The organism is Synechococcus sp. LTW-R, from assembly GCF_014217875.1.
GTDB lineage: Bacteria > Cyanobacteriota > Cyanobacteriia > PCC-6307 > Cyanobiaceae > Vulcanococcus.
In genome coordinates this window covers 2192566-2218866 of sequence record NZ_CP059060.1, presented here as the reverse complement: position 1 = coordinate 2218866, position 26301 = coordinate 2192566, and the positions used below count along the sequence as shown (strand labels likewise).

The 26301-nt window shown below is 62.0% G+C and carries 20 protein-coding genes, 2 tRNA genes and 3 rRNA genes; 11 read left to right on the top strand and 14 right to left on the bottom strand.

All coding sequences use genetic code 11. The features are described from left to right. Nucleotides 1-68 precede the first annotated feature (68 nt). Nucleotides 69-1208, top strand: coding sequence for a LysM peptidoglycan-binding domain-containing protein (locus tag H0O22_RS12235; protein ID WP_185186901.1), 1140 nt, complete (start codon nt 69-71; stop codon nt 1206-1208). On the opposite strand, the gene H0O22_RS12230 is transcribed toward H0O22_RS12235, so the two are convergent. Further along, on the bottom strand, nt 1209-2693 hold the full coding sequence (locus tag H0O22_RS12230; RefSeq protein ID WP_185186900.1) for an ATP-dependent DNA helicase RecQ: 1485 nt from the start codon (nt 2691-2693) through the stop codon (nt 1209-1211). Nucleotides 2694-2703: 10 nt separating this feature from the next. Beyond that, complete coding sequence (locus H0O22_RS12225; protein WP_185186899.1) at nt 2704-3747, bottom strand: hypothetical protein; 1044 nt, start codon at nt 3745-3747, stop codon at nt 2704-2706. A 110-nt stretch (nt 3748-3857) separates the two neighbouring features. Here H0O22_RS12225 and H0O22_RS12220 point away from each other — a divergent pair, with 110 nt between their 5' ends. From H0O22_RS12220 to H0O22_RS12200, 5 genes are all read left to right on the top strand, one after another. Beyond that, the gene (locus H0O22_RS12220; protein WP_010315087.1) at nt 3858-4067 is read left to right on the top strand and encodes a photosystem I reaction center subunit IV; all 210 of its coding nucleotides are present in this window, start codon (nt 3858-3860) and stop codon (nt 4065-4067) included. 110 nt (nt 4068-4177) lie between these two features. Beyond that, nucleotides 4178-5035, top strand: coding sequence for a DNA-formamidopyrimidine glycosylase (locus H0O22_RS12215; protein ID WP_185186898.1), 858 nt, complete (start codon nt 4178-4180; stop codon nt 5033-5035). Nucleotides 5036-5048: 13 nt separating this feature from the next. Beyond that, nucleotides 5049-5681, top strand: coding sequence for a methylthioribulose 1-phosphate dehydratase (mtnB, locus tag H0O22_RS12210; RefSeq protein ID WP_185188433.1), 633 nt, complete (start codon nt 5049-5051; stop codon nt 5679-5681). 3 nt (nt 5682-5684) lie between these two features. Beyond that, on the top strand, nt 5685-6428 hold the full coding sequence (mtnC, locus tag H0O22_RS12205) for an acireductone synthase (protein ID WP_185186897.1): 744 nt from the start codon (nt 5685-5687) through the stop codon (nt 6426-6428). Further along, the gene (locus tag H0O22_RS12200) at nt 6418-6813 is read left to right on the top strand and encodes a nuclear transport factor 2 family protein (RefSeq protein ID WP_185186896.1); all 396 of its coding nucleotides are present in this window, start codon (nt 6418-6420) and stop codon (nt 6811-6813) included. Before mtnC ends, H0O22_RS12200 begins: the two co-directional genes overlap by 11 nt. A gap of 306 nt (nt 6814-7119) precedes the next feature. On the opposite strand, the gene rrf is transcribed toward H0O22_RS12200, so the two are convergent. From rrf to H0O22_RS12150, 10 genes are all read right to left on the bottom strand, one after another. Then, nucleotides 7120-7236 (bottom strand): 5S ribosomal RNA (rrf, locus tag H0O22_RS12195). Between the two features lie 147 nt (nt 7237-7383). Next, nucleotides 7384-10259 (bottom strand): 23S ribosomal RNA (locus tag H0O22_RS12190). 437 nt (nt 10260-10696) lie between these two features. After that, nucleotides 10697-10769, bottom strand: a tRNA-Ala gene (locus tag H0O22_RS12185). A 26-nt stretch (nt 10770-10795) separates the two neighbouring features. Then, nucleotides 10796-10869: transfer RNA gene (locus H0O22_RS12180), tRNA-Ile, on the bottom strand. A 174-nt stretch (nt 10870-11043) separates the two neighbouring features. Then, nucleotides 11044-12528, bottom strand: a 16S ribosomal RNA gene (locus H0O22_RS12175). Together the 16S, 23S and 5S rRNA genes with 2 tRNA genes alongside form the textbook arrangement of a ribosomal RNA operon. Before the next feature lie 613 nt (nt 12529-13141). Further along, nucleotides 13142-13945: an inositol monophosphatase family protein gene (locus tag H0O22_RS12170; protein ID WP_185186895.1), complete on the bottom strand. Its 804-nt coding sequence runs from the start codon at nt 13943-13945 to the stop codon at nt 13142-13144. A gap of 2 nt (nt 13946-13947) precedes the next feature. Beyond that, entirely contained in the window at nt 13948-15288 is a 1341-nt protein-coding gene (locus tag H0O22_RS12165) for a BCD family MFS transporter (RefSeq protein WP_370521450.1), read from the bottom strand. A gap of 86 nt (nt 15289-15374) precedes the next feature. Next, on the bottom strand, nt 15375-17087 hold the full coding sequence (locus H0O22_RS12160) for a TolC family protein (protein WP_185186894.1): 1713 nt from the start codon (nt 17085-17087) through the stop codon (nt 15375-15377). A 32-nt stretch (nt 17088-17119) separates the two neighbouring features. Further along, a complete protein-coding gene (locus H0O22_RS12155; protein WP_185186893.1) occupies nt 17120-18511 on the bottom strand; it encodes a TIGR03279 family radical SAM protein in 1392 nt (463 codons plus the stop codon). Nucleotides 18512-18555: 44 nt separating this feature from the next. Further along, nucleotides 18556-19419: an undecaprenyl-diphosphate phosphatase gene (locus H0O22_RS12150; protein ID WP_185186892.1), complete on the bottom strand. Its 864-nt coding sequence runs from the start codon at nt 19417-19419 to the stop codon at nt 18556-18558. A gap of 97 nt (nt 19420-19516) precedes the next feature. Here H0O22_RS12150 and H0O22_RS12145 point away from each other — a divergent pair, with 97 nt between their 5' ends. The 3 genes from H0O22_RS12145 (at nt 19517) to nadB (ending at nt 22483) form a co-directional block, all read left to right on the top strand. After that, the gene (locus tag H0O22_RS12145) at nt 19517-20245 is read left to right on the top strand and encodes a DUF3120 domain-containing protein (RefSeq protein WP_185186891.1); all 729 of its coding nucleotides are present in this window, start codon (nt 19517-19519) and stop codon (nt 20243-20245) included. A gap of 116 nt (nt 20246-20361) precedes the next feature. After that, nucleotides 20362-20739, top strand: a complete 378-nt coding sequence (gene psbU / locus H0O22_RS12140; protein ID WP_185186890.1) for a photosystem II complex extrinsic protein PsbU — start codon at nt 20362-20364, stop codon at nt 20737-20739. Between the two features lie 106 nt (nt 20740-20845). After that, the gene (gene nadB, locus H0O22_RS12135; protein WP_185186889.1) at nt 20846-22483 is read left to right on the top strand and encodes an L-aspartate oxidase; all 1638 of its coding nucleotides are present in this window, start codon (nt 20846-20848) and stop codon (nt 22481-22483) included. 3 nt (nt 22484-22486) lie between these two features. Here nadB and H0O22_RS12130 read toward each other — a convergent pair whose 3' ends face one another. After that, nucleotides 22487-23428 (bottom strand): vitamin K epoxide reductase family protein, encoded by a 942-nt coding sequence (locus tag H0O22_RS12130; protein WP_185186888.1) that lies wholly within the window; start codon nt 23426-23428, stop codon nt 22487-22489. Between the two features lie 96 nt (nt 23429-23524). Between H0O22_RS12130 and rimO the strand changes: the two genes are divergently transcribed. After that, a complete protein-coding gene (gene rimO, locus H0O22_RS12125; protein WP_185186887.1) occupies nt 23525-24922 on the top strand; it encodes a 30S ribosomal protein S12 methylthiotransferase RimO in 1398 nt (465 codons plus the stop codon). Beyond that, the gene (locus tag H0O22_RS12120; protein ID WP_185186886.1) at nt 24919-26157 is read left to right on the top strand and encodes an MFS transporter; all 1239 of its coding nucleotides are present in this window, start codon (nt 24919-24921) and stop codon (nt 26155-26157) included. Before rimO ends, H0O22_RS12120 begins: the two co-directional genes overlap by 4 nt. 4 nt (nt 26158-26161) lie before the next feature. On the opposite strand, the gene H0O22_RS12115 is transcribed toward H0O22_RS12120, so the two are convergent. After that, nucleotides 26162-26254, bottom strand: coding sequence for a cytochrome b6-f complex subunit 6 (locus tag H0O22_RS12115; protein ID WP_185186885.1), 93 nt, complete (start codon nt 26252-26254; stop codon nt 26162-26164). Between the last annotated feature and the right edge of the window lie 47 nt (nt 26255-26301).

Below are 26301 nucleotides of genomic sequence, written 5' to 3'. Positions count from 1 at the left end.
ATGGGAGAGGGACTGGCGCCCGCCTCCAGGCCCCGTATGGTGCGCCCAGTCGACCGTTGTTTAACCCAATGCGCCGCCGCACTGCAGCTGCCTTAGCCCTGGCCCTTCTGCTCCCCCTTCCGGGGGTTGCCGGCGAGGTGGTGGTCAAGCGCGGTGAGACCCTCTCCGAAATCGCCGATCGCTACGGGACGTCGGTCAATCGGCTGATGGAGATGAACGGTCTGCGAGATGCCAATGACCTCTTGGCGGGCAGCCGCATCAAGGTGCCCGGCAACGTCTACAGCGGTAGCGGCTCGGGCAACTACACCGTCAAAGCGGGTGAGACCCTCTCGGAAATCGCGGACCGCTATGGCACGAGCGTCGATCGCCTCGTTCGCCTGAATGGCCTTCGGGACGCCAATGACCTCTGGGCCGGCAGCCGCATCCAAGTGCCGGGTGCCAGCGCCCGCCCACGGGTGGCCGTGAACAAGAACGCCAAGACCCACCAGGTCCAGCCGGGTGAAAGCCTCTCGACAATCTCCGACCGCTACGGCGTTTCGATGCAGCGCCTGATTGCCATCAATGGCATCAGCAACCCCAACCAGGTCATGGCCGGCAGCACCCTGGTCCTGCGCAGCACCAGCAAGCCCAAGCCGAAGCCCCAACCCGTCGCGGCGAAGCCCAAGCCCAAGCCGGCGGTGACCGTGGCGGCCAAACCGAAGCCAAAGCCCAAGCCCGCCGTGGTGGCCGCCACGACTCCCGTGAAACAAGCGGAGCCCACAATTACGAAGACCGAAGTCGCCATCAAGCCCTCCGTGGCCACCACGGTCGCGGCAACGACGACCTCCACGACCGCGACTGTCCAGCCTGAGAAGAAGCCTGAGCCCGCCAAGGCGGAAGTCGCCAAGCGAGAGGATCCCAAGCCCGCCGTCACGAAGGCAGTCGTGGCGAAAGCGGAGCCCTCGAGCAACACCGCAGCCGGCAGCACTCCGGACTGGCGCAGCTATGGCCCCCTTCAGGTGGATTGGGCCAATTGGCAGTCCATGGGCGGCAGCTACGTGGCGCCGAGCCTGAACAGCGAAGGGCAACCCCTGTACCTGGCAATCAACTGCAACGCCAAGCGCCTGAACGCCACCGGCCAGTCCGGGGCCTGGAAGACCTGGGATGCCCCCCAGAGCGACTTTGAGCAGAAGCTGATCACCGATCTCTGCCGGGCCAAGCCCGGCTGATCAGGCCGCCAACTTCAACGTCCAGGGCTGCCGCAGAAAACGGCGGCCCGCGGGTCTGAGCCAGAGGCGCTGACTGCCGTCATCGCTCTCGCTGATGAGGTCCTCCTGCACCAGACGCCGCGCCAACCAACGCCACTGGTCCACCTCATCCCCTTCCGCCTTGGCCAGGTCCTCACCCAAGCTGCGCAGGTCAACGCCACTGCGCTGATCCAGCTGTTCGAGCACTTGGGACGCTTGATCGGACCAGTCCGTCCAGCGGGGGCTCTGGCTACAGCGATCGCAACGACCGCAGGGGGACACGAGCTCACCCACAGAAAGCAAGAGGGCCTGCTCGCGGCAACCGGCACCCTCGGCAACCGCCTCCATCCGCCGCAGCTGCTGCTGGGAGAGTTCCGCCCGTGTGCGGTCCTGGGGGTCACCGGATTCCTCGGCTGAGGAGCGGATGGCCCAAGCCAGGCTGGAGCGGTCATCGGGATGGAAGAGGACCAGGCAGCGGGCCGGGAGACCATCCCGCCCAGCGCGGCCCGACTCCTGGAGATAGCCCTCGGCGCTGGAGGGGAGATCGAGGTGCAAGACGAGACCCACATCGGGTCGATCCACCCCCATGCCAAAGGCCACCGTGGCCACCAGGACCGGCATCTCGTGCTCCTGGAAATGGGTCAGAGCCAAGGCACGACTCTCCGGATCCATGCCGGCGTGATAAGCGATGGCCTCAACCCCGTTGTCGCTCAAGCGCTTAGCCCAGCTCTCCACGGAGCGCCGAGTACGGGCATAGATCAAGACGGCCCCGCGGGCCTCCTCGACCGCCTTGAGGACCTGGGGCAAGGGGTCCTTGGGACGGCGGCGCATCACATAGGAGAGGTTGTCCCGCCGGGCGGAGCGCACCTGAATGAGCGGGCGCCGAAGCTCCAAGAGACGGATCAGATCGGCGCGGACCCGAGGCGCCGCTGTGGCACTGAGAGCCACGACGGGCACCCCAGGACAGAGACGGCGCAACTGCCCCAAGCGGCGGTAGTCCGGACGGAAGTCATGGCCCCAGGCGCTGATGCAATGGGCCTCGTCGATGGCCAGTCCGACCAACTTCCCCTCCTCGTGGATCTCTTCGAGCAAGCGCCGGGTGGCCTCGACCTGGAGGCGCTCCGGGGCCAGGTAGAGCAGGCGCAGCCGGTTACTGCGGACTCGCTTCAGCAGGTCCCGCCGGCGCTCGGCATCCAAGCCCCGGTGCAGGCAGGCCGCCGGAATCCCGCGGCGCTGGAGGTGCTGCACCTGGTCCTCCATCAAGGCCACCAGCGGTGAGATGACCAGCACGAGGCCCTCACGGACCAAGGCGGGCAGCTGATAGCAAAGCGATTTCCCCGCCCCCGTCGGGAGCACGGCGAGGCAGTCCTGGCCACCGAGCATCGCTTCGATGACGGGACGTTGGCCGGGACGAAAGGCCGACCAACCGAAGTGCTCCTGCAGGGCGGAGTCGAGGGGATCGCTCATCAACCGGATCTCAGCCGGCCTGGGCCATCACCGCAATGGTCGGAGCATCGAGCTGATCGGGGGCTTCCTCAACCAACTGGAGCCGCACCCGCTTGCCGCCTGCGAGCTCACCGAGGGAGACCCGCATGGTGTTGCCACTGAGGGTTTGCAGAGCCGTCAGTAGCTCCCGCAGGTGGGGCGTACTGCTGCCGCTCTCCACCCAGAGACGCTCCTGCAAGCCATTGAGTCGGCGCCAGCTGGTATGGAGCTTGAGGACGGCCGATTCCAAAGCTTGGGCTTGGCCGACGGCATCTGAAAGCAGCCCCAAGGCGTCCAGGCGGAGGGCCTCCTGCATGGCCTTGTCCAGATCCAGCTCACCCTGCTGGAAGGCGCGAACGGCCAGACCGGCTTCGGAGGCTTTGCTGAGCCAACGGGCCGTGCTGGTGACGTCCTTGACCCGCTCAAGCTCGGGTTCATCCCGCAGGACTTTGCGGAGATCCTCCTGCTGCTCGTCGGGGAGCTTGGCGAGCTCCTTCACGAGAGGCGCGACGGCCTTCGGCGGCAGCAGGTTCTCGGCGGTGCGTTGCCGAATCTCCTCCGGCAGAAGGGGACTCGTGGCGGCGGTGAACTCGTCGGTGAGCTGGCGAACCTGTTTGCGGGTGATCTGCTGACCGTCATTGGCGGCCTCGCCGATCATGAGCTGCACCTCGGGGTCCGACTGGGCTGTCTCCATGAAGGCCCGCTTGGAGAAGTTGTTGACGCTGGTCTCCTCCAGAACCCCCTCGCCAAGCATCTGATCAGCGGATTCCGCCAATTGGATCAGGGCATAGGCCCGGGTCTTACTGATCTCCTGCTCGCGCAACCACTGCAGGAAACCGCCGCCGCGGGCATCGCCACCGCGGCGTTCGCGGTCCCGGACGCTGCCGAGGATCCGGCCGCGCCAGATCTCGGTCTGCAGGTCGAACCGGTCGCAGACCGCCCAGGCCTCCTCGATCCGAGCCATGAACTCCATCGAGCTGATGCTTTCGCTCTCGGGATCTGGCAAGTCGAGGCTGAAGGAGGGGGCCTCGGCCATAGGGAAACGCTCGATGGAGATCGATGGTGCCACGTTTCGTGACGGGCCAGCTTCCAGGACTCCCGCTACGGGTAAATTCCCAATGACAGCCACCCCTTTACAGCGCAGCGATGGCCATCTCCCGCGGTGACAAGGTGCGCATTAAGCGTCCTGAGTCCTACTGGTTCAACGATGTGGGCACCGTTGCCTCCATCGACACCTCCGGCATCCGTTACCCCGTCGTGGTGCGCTTCGAGAAGGTGAACTACAACGGCGTCAGCGGCTCCGAAGGCGGCATCAACACCAATAACTTCGCCGAGAGCGAACTCGAGAAGGCCTGATCCAACGGATCACGTTCTCCAAGCGATCCCCGGCCTGGCAGCAGGTCGGGGATTTTTGCTGTCTCGGGCTCCATGGCAGTCTGTGGCCCTGATCTCTCCAGGGGCGACGGGTGCCAGAGCTCCCCGAAGTGGAAACGGTGCGGCGGGGCCTGGAACGCCAGACCCAGGGCTTCACAATCGAGCGGGTTGAGGTCTTGCGGGCTCGGGCCATTGCCTCACCGCCCGTCCCGGAGCAGTTCTGCTCGGCCCTGGAGGGCTGCAGCGTGGAGCAGTGGATGCGCCGGGGCAAATATTTGATGGCCCGGCTGACGCGATCCGGGGCAGAGGCCGGCCATTGGGGCGTCCATCTGCGGATGACCGGGCAATTCCTTTGGATGGAGAGCCCGAAGGATCCCTGCAGCCACACGCGGGTGCGGTTCTGGAATCCCCAGGGCCAGGAGCTGCGCTTTGTCGACCTGCGCAGCTTCGGTGAGATGTGGTGGGTCCCCCCCGGGGAACCGCTGGAGTCGGTGATGACCGGCCTGAAGCGCCTGGGACCGGAACCGTTCAGCGCGGCGTTCACCCCCCAATACCTGCACGGGAAGCTCAAGGGATCGAGCCGTGCGATCAAGACGGCGCTGCTCGATCAAGCCCTGGTGGCCGGCGTGGGGAACATCTACGCGGATGAATCCCTCTTCATGAGCCGCATTGCTCCCGAAGAACGGGCTGGAGCCCTGAAGCCAAAGCAACTCGAGCGCCTCCATGAGGCCCTCGTGGAGGTGCTGACGACGAGCATCGGTGCCGGCGGGACCACCTTCAGTGATTTCCGGGACTTGACCGGCACAAACGGGAACTACGGCAATGCGGCCTGGGTCTACCGGCGCACGGGTGACCCCTGCCGGATCTGCGGGACACCCATCCGACGTGACAAGTTGGGCGGCCGCAGCAGCCACTGGTGCCCCTCCTGCCAGGGTGGGAAGACCCCCTGAGTTGGACGTGCCGATACCCGATGCCAACACGACGGCCCTCGCGAAGGCGTTATGCGGGGCCATGGGGGAGATCCATCGCCGGGGCTGGTGTGACGGGACCGGAGGCAATTTCAGCTGCGTTCTCGAGGCCGACCCGATCCGGCTGTTGATGGCCCCAAGCGGCGTCCATAAGGGATCAGTCGCCACCATCGACCTGATACAGGTGAACCGGGAAGGCCACGTGGTCTTGGGCAACGGGAAGGCCAGCGCCGAGACGGCCCTGCACCTGGAAATCGTGAAAACCTGCGGAGCCGGCGCAGTCCTGCACACCCATTCCCAGGCCGGGACGCTGTTATCCCAGTGGGCCTGCCGTCAGGGAGGCCTGGAGTTGAGCGGCCTAGAGATGTTGAAGGGCCTCGACGGCATCAAGACCCACGACTGCTCCGTGAATGTGCCCGTTCTGGCCAACAACCAGAACCTCGCAGAACTCTCCGCCCAAGCCAGACCGCTCTTGAGGGATGCTCCCCATGGTCTGCTGATCGCCGGCCATGGCCTGTACGCCTGGGGCCGCAACCTGGGCAGCGCGATGCGTCACCTGGAAATCCTGGAGTTCCTCCTCGAGCAACGCTGGCGCCAACTTCTGCTGGAGTCCATCCAGGCCAAATAAGCGATGAGCATTACCCACGTCCTGCTGGACATCGAGGGAACAACGTGCCCGGTGAGCTTTGTCTCTGAGGTGCTCTTCCCCTATGCGCGCGCATCGCTTGAGCCTTACCTGGAAGCGCATCAGGGGAACGTCGACATCGCGAAGCTGATGCGGGATGTGGAGGTCGCGTGGCGAGAGGACTCCCATCCAGAGGCGAAAGGACTACTGCAGCAACAGGACGCCGCTTCGACGCTCTCCGTGCAAGCTCTGAGCGCTTACCTCAGGCAACTGATTGGACGGGACATCAAGTTGACGCCCCTGAAAGATCTCCAAGGACGCATTTGGCGATCCGGCTACGCCTCAGGGGAATTAATCGCACCCTTATTTACCGATGTTCCAAGAGCCCTACGGCGGTGGCGTGACGATGGATTCACATTGGCGGTGTATTCATCAGGGTCTGTTCCAGCCCAGCAATTGCTATATGGCCACTGCCACGAGGGAGATTTAACCGGGCTCTTTACCCACTGGTTTGACACCAAGACGGGCCCCAAACAAGCAGAGGAGAGTTATCTGACGATCGCCACGGAGATGCAGACAACTCCAGCGAATGTGCTCTTCATCAGTGACTCCCTCCAGGAACTGGAAGCGGCGGATATAGCCGGGATGAAGACCCTGTTCAGCGATCGAGAAGGCAACCCAGCCCGCGAAGCCGGACGCTTTGCGAAGATTAGCGATTACAGCAGCCTGAATCCTCGAGATGGCTTTTAGCGAGCGCGATCTAGAGATCCTGAAACTCAATCAGGCCATGCTCAGCAGCGTGGCCTCCGGGGATTGGCAGGCCTACTCGGCCGTCTGCGCGCACGATGTCAGCTGCTTTGAAGCCGAGAGCGAAGGCCACCTCGTTGAAGGTCTTCCCTTCCATCGCTACTACTTCGAACTTCCCGGAGACTCCAGCCAGCCGGCACCTGCGGTCAACGTGACCATGGCGCGTCCACACCTGCGTTGGCTGAGTGACGATTCCGTCGTGGTGAGCTATACGCGCCTCACGCAAAAGCTGGTAAACGGAGATCCCGTGACGGCCCGCTGCTGCGAAACACGCATCTGGCAAAAGCTGGATGGCAACTGGAAGCAGGTGCACGTGCATCGCTCCTGATTACGCGGCAATCTGAATGTCCTGATTGGAGTCAAAAAGCCGCTGGGTCCCGTGCTCCAGCGGCTTTCTCTTTCTTGGTGGATGCGCCGAGGTTGAGATCTTGGGGTGAGCGGCTCTTCCTCGAGCCGCACAACCGCAGCACTAAGGGATCAAAGTCTTGAGGCGAGGGGGCTCAGCTTGGATACTCACCTGGTTATTTCAAGCCAACAAAAAAGCCACCCTTAAGGGGTGGCTTTCTCGCCTCAACCCATGGCTCTCATCTTCAGAAGAGAGCGGCATGGATTGAGTTAGTGGAGCGAATGTTTTACCTGGCATCGACCTATTTTCTCAGGGGGCTACCCCCCAAATATCGTCGGCGCTACAGCGTTTCACAGCCGAGTTCGAGATGGATCGGAGTGGTTCCACTGCGCCATGGACACCAGGATAGATATTCGCTCTCAGGTGAACCCTGAGAACTGCATAGGTTACGAACAACTCTCATGCTTGCTTTCGCTTGCTTGAGGTTGTCGCTCTGTAATTCAAAAGCTCTCCACATTGACCTTGCGATCATTGTGTTTTGAGAGATGAGATTTGGTCAAGCCCTCGGTCTATTAGTACTCCTCTGCTTCACGCATTACTGCGCTTCCACATAGAGCCTATCAACGGGTGTTCTGCCCGTGACCTTACTGGCTTAAGCCATGGGAATACTCATCTTGAGGTGGGCTTCCCACTTAGATGCTTTCAGCGGTTATCCACTCCGCACATGGCTACCCAGCGTTTACCGTTGGCACGATAACTGGTACACCAGAGGTGCGTTCCTCCCGGTCCTCTCGTACTAGGGAGAAATCCTCTCAATATTCCTGCGCATGCACCGGATATGGACCGAACTGTCTCACGACGTTCTGAACCCAGCTCGCGTACCGCTTTAATGGGCGAACAGCCCAACCCTTGGGACCGACTTCAGCCCCAGGTTGCGATGAGCCGACATCGAGGTGCCAAACCTCCCCGTCGATGTGAACTCTTGGGGGAGATCAGCCTGTTATCCCTAGAGTAACTTTTATCCGTTGAGCGACGGCCCTTCCACTCAGAACCGTCGGATCACTAAAGCCTACTTTCGTACCTGTTCGACTTGTAGGTCTCACAGTCAAGCTCCCTTCTGCTTTTGCACTCGTCGGCTGATTTCCAACCAGCCTGAGGGAACCTTTGCGCGCCTCCGTTACCTTTTAGGAGGCGACCGCCCCAGTCAAACTGCCCACCAGATACTGTCCGGTTCCCGGATAACGGGTAACCGTTAGAACCCTAGCTCGCAAAGAGTGGTATCTCACCAGTGGCTCACCATCACCCACAAGCAATGGATCAAAGCCTCCCACCTATCCTGCGCATTGCGAGCCCGAGCACAATACCAAGCTACAGTAAAGCTTCATAGGGTCTTTCTGTCCGGGTGCACGTAGTCCGCATCTTCACAGACAATTCTATTTCGCCGAGCCTCTCTCCGAGACAGCGCCCAGATCGTTACGCCTTTCGTGCGGGTCGGAACTTACCCGACAAGGAATTTCGCTACCTTAGGACCGTTATAGTTACGGCCGCCGTTCACCGGGGCTTCAGTCGTTAGCTTCGCTTGCGCTGACCAACTTCTTTAACCTTCCGGCACTGGGCAGGCGTCAGCCCCCATACATCGTCTTGCGACTTAGCGGAGACCTGTGTTTTTGGTAAACAGTCGCCTGGGCCTATTCACTGCGACCAGCTCGCGCTGGCACCCCTTCTCCCGAAGTTACGGGGTCATTTTGCCGAGTTCCTTAGAGAGAGTTACCTCGCGCCCCTCGGTATTCTCTACCACCCCACCTGTGTCGGTTTCGGGTACAGGTAATCATGCCTTAACGGGTATAGGGCTTTTCTTGGAAGCTTGACGTCACCAACTTCGCTGCCGTAGCAGCTCGCACTCACGCCTCAGCTCAAGCTGTTTTCGCCAGCTCTCAACGCCTCGAACGCTTGGACCGGTAACCAACATCCGGATTGGCTAGCCTTCTCCGTCCTCCTTCCCAAAACATGATCAGTACAGGAATGTTGACCTGTTATCCATCGACTACGCCTTTCGGCCTCGCCTTAGGTCCTGACTAACCCTCCGCGGACGAGCCTGCCGGAGGAACCCTTAGGGTTTCGGGGAATGGGATTCTCACCCATTTTTTCGCTACTCAAGCCGACATTCTCACTTCTATGCAGTCCACGCCCGCTTACGCTAACGCTTCACCCCACATAGAACGCTCCCCTACCATTAAACAAGTTTAATCCGCAGCTTCGGTACAACACTTAGCCCCGTTCATTTTCGGCGCAGGATCGCTCGACCAGTGAGCTATTACGCACTCCTTTGAGGATGGCTGCTTCTAGGCAAACCTCCTGGTTGTCTCGGCAATCCCACCTCCTTTATCACTTAGTGTTGATTTGGGGACCTTAGCTGGCGGTCTGGGCTGTTTCCCTTTCGACCATGGAGCTTATCCCCCACAGTCTGACTGCCTAGTTACACACAGGGTATTCAGAGTTCGTCTCGATTTGGTACCGCTCTCGCAGCCCGCACCGAAACGGTGGCTTTACCCCCCTGCTGGAGCACTAGACGCTACGCCTCAACGTATTTCGGGGAGAACCAGCTAGCTCCGGGTTCGATTGGCATTTCACCCCTAACCACAGCTCATCCGCTGATTTTTCAACATCAGTCGGTTCGGACCTCCACTTGGTATCACCCAAGCTTCATCCTGGCCATGGTTAGATCACCCGGGTTCGGGTCTATAAACACCGACAATCGCCCTATTCAGACTCGCTTTCGCTATGGCTCCACCATTTCCGGTTTAACCTGCCAGTGCCTATAAGTCGCCGGCTCATTCTTCAACAGGCACACGGTCACCCTATGAGTAGGGCTCCCATTGCTTGTAAGCTCACGGTTTCATGTTCTATTTCACTCCCCTCCCGGGGTTCTTTTCACCTTTCCCTCGCGGTACTGTTGCGCTATCGGTCACACAGGAGTACTTAGCCTTACGAGGTGGTCCTCGCTGATTCACACGGAATTCCACGTGCTCCGTGCTACTCGGGATACAGCTAGCTCAGTTCAGTTTTCGAATACGGGGCTTTCACCCTCTGTGGCGCGCCATTCAAACGCTTCTTCTAACCTCCCTGATACACGTTGCTGTCCCACAACCCCGATAGTCGAAACTATCGGTTTAGGCTCTTCCCCGTTCGCTCGCCGCTACTTAGGGAGTCGTTTTTACTTTCCTTTCCTCCAGCTACTAAGATGTTTCAGTTCGCTGGGTTGGCTCGCGCCAGCCTATAGATTCAGCTGGCCGTTCTAGGGGTTGCCCCATTCGGAAATTCCCGGATCAAAGCGTTTTTCCAGCTCCCCGAGACTTATCGCAGGTAAACACGTCCTTCATCGCCTCTGTGTGCCAAGGTATCCACCGTGAGCCCTTTGTAGCTTGACCAATTAATCCTCCTAACGCTTCAGGCTGTTGAGGCCCATTCTCTCAGTTTTCTCTTAACCAAAGATCAGATTGCTCTGCTTCTCGATCAGTTAGAAAAAAGGATCAAACTCCCCGCTCCTCGGCGGATTGGGAAGAACGCTAGAAGGTCTCGGCTCTCAAAAATAGAATTATCAGGTCACCATTCACCTTGCGGTGAACAATGCTCTGATCTCTATGAGATGCTTTTGTCTTTCCAGACTCACCTATGCAGTTGTCAAGGTTCTGCTAAATCCTCTCTCTTTCGAGAGTGAATTCAGCATCAGCTCAATCTTGACTCAATCATGAATCAGCAATGAGCTGAGGCTGAATACATCTGGTTCAACCAGTGGATTCTCTGCGAACAACGTCTAGTCACCAACTCAGAAGCTCTTCCTGGCTTAGGAGTTCAGATATGTTAGTGGAGGTTAGCGGACTCGAACCGCTGACATCCTGCTTGCAAAGCAGGCGCTCTACCAACTGAGCTAAACCCCCAAATGATCCAAAACTGGATTTTGGAATGGGCCATCCTGGACTTGAACCAGGGACCTCACCCTTATCAGGGGTGCGCTCTAACCACCTGAGCTAATGGCCCAGGAAGTGAACCCTCTATGGGGTGACCTAGACAACGTTTAGGAACTAAAAATCAATCGTTGTGCAGCCTTACGACTCACAGGATTGAAGTTGAGGTACCGATCGACCTAAGGTGACAGGATTTCGGCCTAAGAATAAAAGTACTCAGGCATCAAAATCGTTGTTTGTCTCCCTGTTAGGAGGTGATCCAGCCGCACCTTCCGGTACGGCTACCTTGTTACGACTTCACCCCAGTCATCAGCCCCACCTTCGACGTCCTCCTCCACAAGGGTTGGAGTAACGGCTTCGGGCGTGGCCAACTTCCATGGTGTGACGGGCGGTGTGTACAAGGCCCGGGAACGTATTCACCGCAGTATGCTGACCTGCGATTACTAGCGATTCCTCCTTCACGTAGGCGAGTTGCAGCCTACGATCTGAACTGAGCCACGGTTTATGGGATTTGCTAGCTCTCGCGAGTTTGCTGCCCTTTGTCCGTAGCATTGTAGTACGTGTGTAGCCCAGGATGTAAGGGGCATGATGACTTGACGTCATCCACACCTTCCTCCGGTTTATCACCGGCGGTCTCGCTAGAGTGCCCAACTAAATGCTGGCAACTAACGACGTGGGTTGCGCTCGTTGCGGGACTTAACCCAACATCTCACGACACGAGCTGACGACAGCCATGCACCACCTGTCACTGCGTTCCCGAAGGCACTCTCTCGTTTCCAAGAGATTCGCAGGATGTCAAACCCTGGTAAGGTTCTTCGCGTTGCATCGAATTAAACCACATACTCCACCGCTTGTGCGGGCCCCCGTCAATTCCTTTGAGTTTCACACTTGCGTGCGTACTCCCCAGGCGGAACACTTAACGCGTTGGCTACGACACCGAGGGGGTCGATTCCCCCGACACCTAGTGTTCATCGTTTACGGCCAGGACTACAGGGGTATCTAATCCCTTTCGCTCCCCTGGCTTTCGTCCATGAGCGTCAGTTATGGCCCAGCAGAGCGCCTTCGCCACTGGTGTTCTTCCCGATATCTACGCATTTCACCGCTACACCGGGAATTCCCTCTGCCCCTACCACACTCTAGTCTGTCAGTTTCCACTGCCGAAATGGAGTTAAGCTCCACGCTTTAACAGCAGACTTGACAGACCGCCTGCGGACGCTTTACGCCCAATAATTCCGGATAACGCTTGCCACTCCCGTATTACCGCGGCTGCTGGCACGGAATTAGCCGTGGCTTATTCATCAAGTACCGTCAGATCTTCTTCCTTGATAAAAGAGGTTTACAGCCCAGAGGCCTTCATCCCTCACGCGGCGTTGCTCCGTCAGGCTTTCGCCCATTGCGGAAAATTCCCCACTGCTGCCTCCCGTAGGAGTCTGGGCCGTGTCTCAGTCCCAGTGTGGCTGATCATCCTCTCAGACCAGCTACTGATCGATGTCTTGGTAGGCCATTACCCCACCAACTAACTAATCAGACGCGAGCTCATCCTCAGGCGAAATTCATTTCACCTCTCGGCATATGGGGTATTAGCGGTCGTTTCCAACCGTTATCCCCCTCCTGAGGGCAGATTCTCACGCGTTACTCACCCGTCCGCCACTAACCCGAAGGTTCGTTCGACTTGCATGTGTTAAGCACGCCGCCAGCGTTCATCCTGAGCCAGGATCAAACTCTCCGTTGTAGATCAAATCCTATTGATCACTTTCGTGATCTCAATTTGACTTGCCTCACCCACAACTCGCGCTGGCGCACGGTCGCAGTTGATGCCACTTCCTCTGACAGAAGCGTTCAAAGAGTGCAAAACAAAATCTCTTTCGTTCAGACTTTCCAGGATCTCAGATCCGGTCGTTGCTCCACTTGCTGCACACCGACACAACCGTCAACCGTGAGAGTCGACAGATCGTGCAAGCAACAAGCTTCCACAACTAAAAAACTTTTGACGGGACCTCACACCCTCACTGCATCTTCGTTAACCACTCACCTCAGCCTCTCAGCCTCAGCTCGCGACTAACGCAGTGAAAGCGTCAGTTCCTAAACGTTCAGTTGTCCAGGTGCTCCGATCGCCACACGCTTCTCAGCTCGACCCTCTCAGGTCTTTCGGGCTCTCGGTCCGCGGCCTCGCGACCGCTTGTTGAACTTACATCACCGAGTTCCCTCGGCTTTCAGTTCACCAGCGGCATCGCTGCCGCCGATCGAACCTACATCACCAAGTCACCTCGGGTTCCAGTTCGCTGCTCACTCGCCTTTCGGTTTGCTCGCAGCACATAACCATAACACCATCGGCCCCTCTGGGGTCAAGCTCGGCCGACCAACGCGTCCGCCCAGGGCTTAAAGCGCGCCAGGGTCTCCTCGTTGCGAGCTGCCAACACTGGGAAGTTGGCCTCACTGAGGTCCTCACCCGGCTCCAACTGCCCCGGATCGCGCACCAACCAATCCATCGGGCAGTTCAGTTCCTGGAGCACCAGCCAGGCCGCCGCCAAGTCCCAAATCTTCGGTGTGGCCTCCAAAGCGGAGATGGTCTGGCCCATCCCCACACTCACCAGGTTCAAGCTGGCCACCCCCAGCAGACGAATCTTTCCGGGGAAGCGCTGATTCGGAAGCTTCTGCAGCACCCCGATCGAGCGACTACAGAGCGACGCGCAGCCCGCCACTTGGTTGCGAGCCGACGGAGCTCCCAATTTTTTGTCCTTCCGCCAGGCACCACCGCCTCTGATGGCCACGATCCGTTGACGCAACGGCGGAACATCTAAAACCGCCAGCACTGGCACGCCATTCTCAAAGCGAGCCAGGGAAATCGCCCAATAGGGAATCCCCGCCGCGAAGTTCGTCGTCCCATCCAGGGGATCCACCACCCAATAGGCCTCGGTGGTCGGAACCCGCTGGCTGCCTTCTTCACTCAAAACCCCTTCTCCGGGGTAGAGCTCAGCCAGCCCCTTGACCAAGGTGGCGTCGCTCCAACGGTCACAGGCGGTAATCAAACTGCCGTCCGCCTTCGCCTCGGAATCGAGCTGACCAAAGTCCTGGCGTTGCCGCTCGGCCACCTCATCGAGCAGCGCACCGAGCCGCTCCAACCCTTCGGGCATTGCAAGAGAAAGCATCGTCACCCCAGCTCCGCGGCGAGAACACGATCGAGATTGCTGGCTGTATCCGCCCGGAATTGCTTCAGGCTGACCCGGGTCAAGAGCACCAGAGCCAGGACCGCAATGGCCGCCTCAAACACCAACACCAGGCCATAGGCCGCATGGGCTGGCGCATCGGGCAGCAGCCAACGCGCGGCATCCAGCAATCCACCACCCATGACCTTGCCCAACGCCCTTGAGTAGGCCTGGGCGAGCCCCCAGACACCAACGAAGGTGCCAGCGACGGCAGGAAGGGTGAGGTCCAGCATCAAAACCAAGGTGGCATTGGTTCCGATCCCTGTCGCCAGTCCAAACAGAAACAGCACGATCCGCAATGCATTGGGATCGGCCAAGACCCCCACCGCCGCCAAGAGCAGCAAGGACAACAGGATCAACTGACAGCCCAAGCGTGCTGCCGTGAACTTCCCAAGCTTGGGAACCAACCAGAGGCCCGCAACCAGAAGACCGAGCAGGGTTCCCACCCCCCAAACGGCGCTCAACGAAGCCGTCGCCGCAATCGGCAGGCCGAAGACCTCGGCGCCGTAACTCTCCAGGATCGGGTCCTGCAGGAACACCGCCAGGGTGAAGGCCAGCAGGAAGCAGAAAAACACCAGCACCTGACGGCTGCAGGTGATCAAGCGCCAGGCATCCCCAAGGGTGATCGCGTCTTCCCGGTCCTCCGAGCGGCTAATGGCGCGTTCGCTGGCGTGGGGCTCGATGCCCCACGTGGCGAAAACGGTTAGGGCAAAAACCACCACGGCCACACGCGCCAAGAACTGGAACAGCGCGGGCTCCAGCAGGGCTGGATCGCTCACCCCGTCCAGACCCTTGAGGCAAATGCTGGTGGCAATCGCCCCCACCACGATGCCGACCGTGAGCAAGCACCAGATCAGGCCCACCGCTCGGGGGCGCTCCTCCTCGCTGGTCAGGTCAATCACCAGCGCCAAATAGGGGGTCGTGGCCAAGGAGACCGCCAGGCCATAGCAAGCCACCACCCCACAGATGGCGGCAATGCCGGCCGTGATCGCGCCGGCGTCTCCGGAGCCAAAGGCCGCATGCAGCCGGAAGATCAGCGGAATCAGAAGCACCGCCAGGCTGCAAAAGAGGGCCGAGCCCAGCCAGATGTAGGGCGTCCGGTGGCGCCCCACCCAGGGACGGCTATCGGATATTTGACCGAACAGGATCCGGGCCGGGGCCACGACTTGTTCCAGGGCCAGGGCCCCACCGACGAGCAAACCCGGGAAGCCCAACTCCGTGAGCATCACCCGGTTCAGCATCCCGACAAAGATCACCGCCAGACAGCCCAGGCACCCCTGGAACAACCCCAGACGGATCAGACGAGGAAGAGGAAGAGGAAGAGACAGCTGCAGTCGCTCAGCTGGTCGCTGACGTTAGTCGGACTCGAGACCTAGCTCTTCGTGGACGGAATGGGCGCACTGCAGGCCGGAGGCAGGGGCTCCGGGGGAACGGGCACGTTGTAGTTCTCGTCCTGCAGGGGCTTAATAGCCGTCATCTTCGGCGGCTCGCAGACCGCGATCTGATCGAGACCGGTACGGCGGCGCAACTCCGACAGACCGTTGTTGTAGTCAGCAAGAGCTCGGGCGTAGCGCAGCTGGGCCTGGGTCAAGTCCCGCTGGTTGTCCACAACTTCCCGCTGGGTGGTCACACCGGCCTGGAAACGCAGGCGGGCCAGGCGAAGCGATTCACGAGCGGAGAGCACCTCCCGCGATGTCGTCTGGATCGTGCGGGTATCGGCCCGCAGGTTGTTGAAGCTCTGCTCCACCTGGAAGCGCACCTGATCACGGGTGTCGGCAAAGCGGAAGGCGTTCTCTTGAGCCTGCTGCTTGGACTGGCGGTACTGCGCCCGGGCCCGGCCGCCATCAAAGATCGACCAGCGCAGGTTCAAGCCGACCGTGTTGTCCGTCGCCCAGGTTTGACCGGAGCTAATGCCGAAGCCTGCCTCTGTATTGGCATTCAGACCGGCGTAACCAAAGGTTCGGCCCGTCACGAAGTTGTTGATGATGCTCAAGAACGGCTGAACCGCACCCAAGGAGGCATTGGCGTTGCTGTTGGAGACCGAGATATCCAGCAGCGCGTTGTCCAGCTCTTCGCGAAAGGCATAGGCCCCCAAGATGCTCTCCTCAAGCGAAGGGAGCCAAACGCCAAGGGGGCGCAAGGGCTGCTTGGCCGTCGGTGTGATGTTCTGGGGAAGATCCAGCAGTCGGGCCAGATCCCGCCTTGCATTTGCCTGCTCGGCGAGGGCCTCCGTCAGGATGTTTTGGTCACGGGCGAGCTGGGTCTCCGCCTCGAGGACTTCCAGCTTGGTGGCCACACCGGCCTGGTAGCGGGCGCGGGCATCCCTCAGGCTGACCAACGAGGCCTGCACAGAGGTCTGACCAACGCGCACATTGTCATCGCTGAGTTGGAGCGAGAAATAGGCCTGCGAGGCCTGCAGGCGCAGGTCTCGCAGCGCGATCAGATAGGTGTTCTTGGCCTGCTCGAAGGCATCACGGGCCGCGCTGACCTGGGGGACCCGCTGGGGATTGATCAGATCCCAGTTGAAGCCGAGGTTGGCTGTCGCCGCCCAACGGTTGGTCTGGGTGTTGCCGCCTTCCGTCGTTGAACCGATGGAGTTCAAATAGTTGTACTGACGGCCGTAGGTCCAAGACGGGAACTGATTGCCCGTCGTGAAATCAAAGCTCGGGTACCAAGCCGCAATCGTGGCCCTCAAGTTGCTCTGGGCCTGATCCACCCGGCTGGCGACCGCCTTGAGGTTGGGGTTATTGACTTCAGCGAGGTTCTCGACGTCCAGCAAGGAGAGCGGACGGAATTCGACGATCTTGATCTGGTCGGTCTTGTCCGGCAGGGCCAAGGTCGCCGGAGCTGCCAGGCGCTGCAGGGCCGGATCCAGCTTCGTGGCGGCCGGAGGCAACACCTTGGGGTTGGACTTGGGGCGCTGGCCCTTGGTGCTGAAGGCCGACGGCAGCGGAACCGGCGGTGGATCAATCAGCTCGAGCTTGGGTTTGGGCGCGGCTTGCGGTTCCGCGGCAACGACGACAGCCGGAAAACCAGACAGCGCAACTCCAGTGGCCGCAACAACTGCGTGAACGAGGCGACCCACCGAGCTCTCTACGAATAAATGCTGACCAAACCTTAATGACCGAATGTTGATTCGCCCAAGCACGCTGCCACGATGTCATCCGCCCCATGAACGAGGCGCACCGGAGCCTTCAGTTGCGCTGCAACGGCATCGAAGGGTTGGTCGTCCAAGAAAACCGGTTCCCCCTGGCGCAACATCACCGCCGGCAGCAGCAATTCATCCCCCAAGTCAGCGCCCGCCAAGCCTTCGAGCAGATCGGAGCCCGTCAGCAGGCCGGTCACCACCTGGTCTTGCCCCCAATAGGGACTGGGCAAACCATGCAGCAGCACCTCCAAGCCGTCCACCTGGTTCAGGCGATCCACCGCTGGCTGCAGGGCCTCCGCCACCAACAGCCCCACGACCCAACTCACCCGCCGAGGCGTGGCCAGCGCAGCAGGGAGATCCGAGGTGGCCTCATCCATCGCCTCCAGGAAGGAGCGGATACTCCCCACACCATTGCCCTCCTGGGGCAGGTCCTCGTACTCCGCCCGATCCGGCAGCGGATAGCCGGCCATCAGATACCACTCATCTGAGAGCCAAGCGAAACGGCTGCCGAACTGCTCGCGGAAGCCGTCCTGCAAGGGCTCCACCTGGGCAATCACCCGCTGGGCGCAGGCCCGATCCACCGGCACCAAGCCATCCCCATCGGGGCGATAGCGGGTCAAGCCCACCGGCACCACCGCGGCGGAGAGCACCGCAGGCCAGTCCCCACCAGCAAACCCCGAGAGGTCCTTCAGGGTCTGCTCCAGGGCCTCACCGTCATTCAGGCCAGGGCAAACCACCACCTGGGCATGAATCTGCAGCTGACGTTCCTGGAACCAGGCCAACTGCTCCAGCAGCAATGCCGCCCGGGGATTCACCAACAACCGGGAGCGCAGATCCGGGTTGGTGGCATGGACCGAGACAAATAGAGGGGAGAGGCGCTGCTGCTCGATGCGCTCCCAGTCCGCTGCCGAGAGGTTGGTCAGGGTGAGATAGGAGCCATACAAAAAACTCAGGCGGTAGTCGTCGTCTTTGACGTACAAGCTGCGGCGGTGCCCCGGAGGCTGCTGATCGATAAAGCAGAACGGGCAATGGTTATTGCACTGCTTCAGGCCATCGAAGAGCGCTTCGGTGAAGGCCAGACCAAGACCTTCATCGGCATCTTTTTCCAGCTCCACTTGATGCACCGTGCCATCGGGGTCCTGGACCTCCAGGCAGAGCTCCTCCTCCCCAACCAAGAACTGAAGGTCGATCAGATCCCTCGGGCGCACCCCATTGACGCTCAGCAGGCGATCCCCCGGCTGAATGCCCAACTCATCCCCGATCGAATCCGCTTCCACCCGATCGACGACAGCCGGTGCGGGCAACCGGACCTCTCCTTCTGTATCGGCAAGGACGACCCCAGCCGAAGGCTCATTCCACACCGACCGCTACGGCTTCACTGTCTTCAGTTTGCGTCGCAGGCGGATCAAGCGACGCTGCGGGCCGCCCACAGAATCACGCCCAAGCCAAAAAAGACCCGGTACCCCACAAACCACCAGGTGCTGTGGTTCTGCAAAAAGCGCAGTAGCCAGGCAATCGCCAGCCAGGAGACCAGGGCCGACGAGACGATCCCGACCAGCAACGGCAACGCGCCACCGGCGGCTGGGGCCGAAAACGCGTCCTTCAGCTCCACCAAGCCGGCCAGGCTGATGGCGGGGATCCCCAAGAGAAACGAAAAGCGGGCCGCCTCCGAGCGTTTCCAGCCATCGAAGAGGGCGGCCGTCAGGGTGCTGCCTGATCGGGAGACCCCGGGGATCAAGGCCAGGGTTTGCGCCACGCCCACCAGCCAGCCATCCCGCACCACCACATCCGAGAGCACCCGGCGCCGGCTGCCCCAGCGCTCAGCCAGCCCGAGCAGGAGGCCCATCACGATGGAGACCACCCCGATCGACCTCAGGCTGCGCAGGGGGGATTCATCGAAGTTGGGCACAAACAGCTTGATGCCCAAGCCCGCCACCAGGATCGGCAAGGTGCCCCAGAGGATCGCCTGCCCGAGACGCGCTTCAGGGGTCGTCCACTGGCCGCTGCGCCAGGCCTGCCACGAGGCACCCATGACCTGCTTGAGGTCCTCGCGGAAAAACCCAATCACCGCGGCAATGCTGCCGAGCTGGATCACCGCCGTGACCGCCACTCCGGGATCTCCCCAGCCCAACAGGACGGGCACCACCTTGAGGTGCGCCGTGCTGCTGATGGGCAGGAACTCGGTCAGCCCCTGAACCACCCCCAACACGCAGAAGCGCCAGCAGGCCTCCAAGACCCCCAGCGACTCAGGGGGGGGAAGGGTGGTCACGGCGGGGCAACAAGGATCAGGCCAGACCTTATGCGCAGGGGTGGGGATTGAGAAGCCGCACACCCTTTAAGGTTGGATACCTTTCGTTACAGGCGTTGTGCTCGGGGTGCAGCCCAGCCTCACCACCCGGACGCTGACCCCAGCAGCACCGCAGAGCCGCGCCGCCGAGTCCAAGGGGTGGGGGCTCTGGCTCTCAGGCTGCCTGCTGGTGGCCCTTCCGGTCTTTCTGCAGGCCCCCTGGGTGCGTCTGGCCCCCTTTAGTGCGGCCCTGTTCACCGCCCCCCTGCTTTTCCTGGGCATCGCCCTCTCTCAGCACCCCCAGCAGCGCTGGAGCACCACCGGCACCTTGCTGGTCGGCTTCAGCGGCAGCTGGCTGGGCGGCTGTCTCTTCTGGGGTTGGTGCCGCCTGCACCCCCTCTGGCATTTGCCGATTGAGGCCTTTGCCCTGCCGTTGGCGCTCTGCGGTCTGCGCACCCGCTGGCGCCTGGCAGCCAGCTTCTATCTGGCGTCTCTTGTAGGCACCGCCGCCACCGATGGTGTGATGGCCATCACCGGCGTGATGCGCCATTGGACCGAGGTGCTCAACGCACCCATCGATCAAGCCACCCTCCTGCTGCAGCAAGCCGCGATCGGAGTCCTGGAGCCCATTCCCCTCGGCGTCACCGTGTTGGCGGGAGCGGTCCTCGTGAACCTCTGCCGGCGCTATTGGCACCATCCCGATGGGGCCTGGAGAGTCGCCGCAGCCGCCATGGCGACAACCCTGGCTGTGGATGGACTTTTTCTCGCCGCAGCCCTCTGGTCACCCCACTGGAGTGGCCTCATCTGAAGAACTGCAAAAGCCTCTTTAAAAGCCAACAGCCCCAAGGACTGCTCCCTGTAGGTTTGCAGGGCTGGCTGCAAGGCAGCCCTCTCCCTGTGGTTCCCGTTCAGACGGAGTTATCAATGAAACGGCTGGTTTCGTGGCTCATGAGTGGAGTGCTGATGGCCGGCCTGCTCCTCAGCCTGATCATCGCGCCCGCAGCTCAGGCCGATTCCATGCGCAACATCGCTGACGACAAGATCAGCGAGCGCGGCGACAAGATCGACCTCAACAACTGCTCTGTCCGTCGCTTCCAGGCCTTCCCTGGGATGTACCCCACCCTGGCCGGCAAGATCGTGCTGGGTGGTCCTTACAACAGTGTTGATGACCTCTTCAACCTCGATCTGACCGATCGCCAGAAAGAGCTGGTCGAGAAGTTCAAGGGCAACTTCACCGTGACCCCCGCGTCCATCGCCCTCAACGAAGGCTTCGATCGCATCAACGACGGCCAATACCGTTGATTGCTCAAGCGCTTCAAGCGCACAGCTGAGGTCTAGATTCCGCAGCCGGTGACCGCCGTCGGGCCATCCCGACGGCTTTTTTGTTGCCTCAGTCAGCCCAGGCCTGATGCCCTCCATTCCCTCCAATTGGGACGTCATCGTGGTGGGCGGGGGTGCCGCAGGCTTGATGGCCGCCCTCGAGCTACCCGCGGGCCTCAGCGTCCTCTTGCTGAGCAAAGACCGTGCACCCCGCTCCGCCAGCCGCTGGGCCCAAGGCGGCATCGCGGCGGTGACCCGGCCGGAAGACAGTTTCGAGAGCCATCTCGAGGACACCCTCAAGGCCGGCGCCGATCTCTGCGATCGCCCCGCAGTGGAGTTGCTCGTGCGTGAGGCCCCGGCCTGCGTCGAACGGCTGCTGGAGCTGGGGATGGACTTTGACCGCCAAGACGGCGGGCTCAGCACCACCCTGGAAGCCGCCCACAGCCATCGCCGTGTTCTCCACGCCCAGGACCGCACCGGTGGAGCCCTGGTCGACGCCCTGGAGCGCAAGGTGCTGCAACGTCCAGGCCTGCAGCGCCTCCAAGGGGGTCTGGCCCTTCAGCTTTGGATGCAGGACGGCCACTGCCGCGGCCTCCAGGTTCTCTTGGACGGAACGGTGCGTTGGCTCCAGTCCCGGGCGGTCGTGCTGGCCACCGGCGGCGCCGGCCACCTGTTTGCGAACACGACCAACCCGAAACAGGCCAGCGGTGACGGCATCGCCATGGCCTATCGCGCCGGTGCTGCGGTGCGGGACCTGGAGTTCATCCAGTTCCACCCCACGGCCTTGATGCTGCCGGGGGCCCCCCACTTCCTGATCTCCGAAGCGGTGCGCGGAGAAGGGGCCCGCCTGATCGATGACCAAGGGGACAGCCCCGTCAGCCAGCTCAGCGGCGCTGACCTGGCACCCCGTGACGCCGTCAGTCGGGCCCTCGTCCAGCGCATGCGGGAGCGCCAAATTCCCCATCTCTGGCTCGACCTCAGGCCCGTGGGCAGCAGCAAGCTCGAGCGGCAATTCCCCACGATCCTGGGGCGCTGCCGCGAACTGGGACTCGAGCCCACGCAAGCCCCCATCCCGGTGGCACCCGCCGCCCACTACTGCATGGGCGGCGTCCGCACCGATGGGCACTCAGCCACCACCATCCCCGGTCTGTATGCCGTCGGGGAGGTCGCCAGCAGCGGCGTCCATGGGGCCAACCGCCTGGCGAGCAATTCCCTGATGGAGTGCCTCGTCTATGCGCGGCAATTGCGGGAGATCGAGCTTTCCCCGGCCGGGCCCACCAGGGATGAACCAACGGTTACGGCGTTGAGCGCCGCCGAGCCGAGCAGCAGCCTGGAGACGATCGCGCGGCAAACCGAGCAACTGCGCCAACTCTGCTGGCAGGTCGCCGGCGTCGAGCGGGATGGTCATGCCCTGCTAGCCGGATACCGCGCCTGCCGGCAGCTCGAGGGGGAACTCAGCGGGCAGCCCCTGCTCCAGGTGCTGCAATCGCTGGACAAGGTCCGGGCGGTCAAGCTGCCCCAGGATCAGGCCCGTTGGCTGGGCAGAGCCCACGACCTGCAACAGCGGGCGACGGTGGCCGCCCTATTGATGGAGTCAGCGCTGTTCCGGGCCGAGAGCCGCGGCGGTCACTTCCGCGTCGACGTCCCCGCCCAGCAACCCTTCTGGAGGCGCCACAGCCTTCAGCGCCAGGGCCTCAGCATCAGTACCGAGGCGCTGGCGGACTAAGGGCTACTTCAGGGCTGGGCCCTGGTAGCCACTGGCCTCGGCCAACTTGGCCAGGGGTTTCACACCGGAATCGAGCTGTCCTTTGATCTCCCAGCTGGGATAGCCCTCGATCTTTTTGGCCTCACAGAGCTCGCGCTGGCTGTTGCGGCCATCGGGCGCGCATTCGATCACCGTCAGCTTCTCGGTGGCCTGACGACCAAACAGCTCCTTCTGGTCGTGGCAGTGGGGGCACCAATAGGCGGTGTAGAGCTTGGCGCCGGAGGCCGTCAGGTGCTCCGCCAGGGCGATCTGGCCGGCATTGCTCTGGCTGCGGACAGGCGGGGCGACGCCAGGAGCGCTGTCGACCACAGGACGGCCCACGGAAGCGGCCCAGCCCAAACCGATCACTCCCACCAACAGGGCCGTGATCACTCCGCTGAAGATGAGCTGTCCGCGATCCTCCCAATCGCCACCAATCAGGCTGAGGACAAACAGAGCTGTACTCAGACCCGCCGAGAGGATGCAGAAGGGGCAGCAATCGCGGATCCCAAAGGCCATCACCCCCAGCAGCACGCCGCTGAAGACCGCCATGCCGGTGCTGAGCAGAAACAAGCCCCACCAGCTCTTCTGTCCGAGGCTGACCCGCAGATCTCCCTGCAGCACCAGAGGGACGACGGCCATCAACAGCACCGCGCCGTAACCCAGCAGGCCAAACAGCGCCAGGGGTTGCCCCAGCAGCGATCCCCAGGCGCTGGAGAGGACTTTTTCGCAGCCATTGCAGCCGAACAGACCGGTGGAGCTGCAGCTCAGGTCCCCAATCCAGCCCCACTTGCTCAGGGTGATCGAGCCGGTGTCAATCACGCCGATGGTGGCCAAAACGGCCATCACCACCCGCACCCAGCGGCGACCGCTATCGCCCCTTCGGCGCTGGCTTCCAAGACGCTCACTCAGGCGTGATGAGCTCACGGCAAAGGTCCTTGAATCTGCACGGATTGTGGCAGGGATCCTGATTAGTAGGGTTAGGGATTGGCCAGCGCGCGGCCGTACCCCTTGAGTTCATCCATGACCGATAGCGCCCGCAAGAGCACTGGCAAAACCGTGGCGTTCGCGCATCTCGGCTGCGAAAAAAACCGAGTCGATACCGAGCACATGCTCGGGCTGCTCGCGGAGGCGGGCTATGGGGTCAGCGCCGATGAAACCGACGCGACTGTCGTCGTGGTCAACACCTGCAGCTTCATCCAGGACGCCCGGGAAGAGTCCGTGCGCACCCTGGTGGAGCTGGCCGAGCAAGGCAAGGAGCTGATCATTGCCGGCTGCCTGGCCCAGCACTTCCAAGAGGAACTGCTGGAGAGCCTGCCGGAGGCCAAGGCGATTGTTGGAACGGGCGACTATCAACACATCGTCAGCGTCCTCGAGCGCGTCGAAGCCGGCGAGCGGGTGAACCAAGTCAGCGCAAATCCCACCTTTGTCGGCGACGAGAACCTGCCCCGCTACCGCACCACCAGCGAGGCCGTCGCCTACCTGAAGGTCGCTGAGGGCTGCGATTACCGCTGCGCGTTCTGCATCATTCCCCACCTGCGCGGGGACCAACGTTCCCGCACGATCGAGAGCATCGTCGCCGAGGCACAGCAGCTGGCGGCCCAGGGCGTGCAAGAGCTGGTCCTGATCAGTCAGATCACCACCAACTACGGCCTTGACCTGGCGGGCAAGCCTCAATTGGCGGAGCTGCTGCGGGCCCTCGGAGAGGTCGAGATCCCCTGGATTCGCGTCCACTACGCCTACCCGACGGGCCTGACACCGGATGTCCTTGCGGCCTACCGGGACGTGCCGAACGTGCTGCCCTATCTGGATCTCCCGCTCCAACACAGCCACCCAGACGTCCTGCGGGCGATGAATCGCCCCTGGCAGGCCGATGTCACCAACGGCGTTCTGGCGCGCATTCGCGAGCAACTCCCCGAGGCCGTGCTGCGCACGACCTTCATCGTGGGTTATCCCGGCGAAACCGAGGAGCAGTTCCAGCACCTTCTGGATTTCGTCGCCGAGCAACGCTTTGACCACGTCGGAGTCTTCACCTTCTCGCCCGAGGAGGGGACTCCCGCCGCTGAGCTGCCCAACCAGGTGCCCGCGGAGATCGCCGCGGAGCGCAAGGACCGCCTAATGGCGCTGCAACAACCGATCGCCGCCGAGCGCAATGCCGCCTGGGTGGGACGCATCGTGGACGTGCTCATCGAGCAGGAGAACCCCAGCAGCGGCGAAATGATCGGCCGCTGCGCTCGCTTTGCCCCGGAGGTGGACGGCGAAGTGCGGGTCATGCCCGGCGAGGGCGGACTCTGCGCGGCCCCCGGAACGATGGTGCCCGTCCGCATCACCGCCGCTGACACCTACGACCTGATTGGCGAGGTGGTGGGCGCCAAGGCCATGGTCAGTGACGCCCTCTCCGCGCACCGGGGCCCCTCTTGATCCAGCGGGGACTGAAGCGCCTCCAGGGGCGCCTCACGCGTCATCAACGCACCACCTTTCTTCTGGCCTCCGGGGTGAGCACCGCCGGATCCTTTGCCGGGCTGACCGCCAAGGGCTGGCTGCTGATGGAGGGGGCCGAAAACCCGTTCCTGCTGGCGCTCAACTTCGCCATGCTCACCCTGCCGACCCTGGTCGTCAGCGGTCCGGCGGGGGTGCTCACCGATCGCCTGGGCAGTGAGCGAGTCCTCATTCGCGCCCAATGGGCCCTGCTGGTGGCCGCCGTGCTCGGGGCGATCGCCATTCCCTTGACGGTGGGACCGCAGCAAGACGTCCTGCTGCTACTCAGCACCTTGGGCATCGGCGTCGCCAGCACCTACGAACTGACGGCCCGCAACAAATACGTCGCCCTGCTGGTGGATGAGCCCGAGCAGCTCGGCCCCTATCTGGCCAGCTTCTCCGTGATCTTCAACGTGGGCAAATTAGTGGGACCTCCCCTGGGGGGACTCCTGTTGGCGGCCACCGGCCCAACCCTGGCCCTCAGCTTGGATGCCACCACCTATCTCTTCCCGATCCTCACCTTGCTCTGGCTGATGGCTCCCCATCGCGAGCGGGAGCGCCGCAGCGAGAAAGGGCAAGCCTCCAACCTCTTCACCGCGTGGCGCGACTGCGGCGAGCGGCTCCGGCACGTCCTCAGCTTCACCGCCGCAGCCTGCCTCGTGGGCTTCTTCCACCCGGGGCTGGCCCCGCTGATGGCCCTGGAGCTCCTCGGCCCCAGTCCGATGGCCCTCGGGCTCTTCACGAGTGTTCTCGCCTGCGGCAGCATCTGCGGTGGCGTGCTCTTGCAGCGCAACGCCGCGGCCGTCAGCCGCCGCCCGGGCTGGCTACTGGGCAGCACGACCCTGCTGACCGCTCTCGCCCAACTCGGGTTATCCAGCCAAGCCGGACTGGCCTGGAGCTTGGCCATGGCTTTTCTGATCGGAGCTGGCACCGCCAGCCTGTTGGCGGGCACCAATCTGATCATCCAAGTGCATGCACCCCAGGTGCTCCGGGGACGAATGGCAGGCCTTGGTCAGATCGCCTTCTTGGGCGGGGGTGGTCTCAGTGGCCTCGCGGCAGCATTCCTGACTGAAACGCTGCCGGGGGGTCTCTGGAGCTGTTTGGCTGTCCTGGGAAGCCTGGGGGCCGCCCTTGGGATCTGGGAACTCTTGCGACACCGCACGATGCGGCTCAGCTAGACGTTCAGATCAGCTTGATGCCGCGCAGAACGAAGGAGATGGCAGCCGCGGCCACCAAACCACCGCAGACCAGTGCGAGATAGATCACGGGGCCCATGGTTCGGTGGTTGAAACTCAGCGCTATTAGAGCAGAAACCAGCCCGC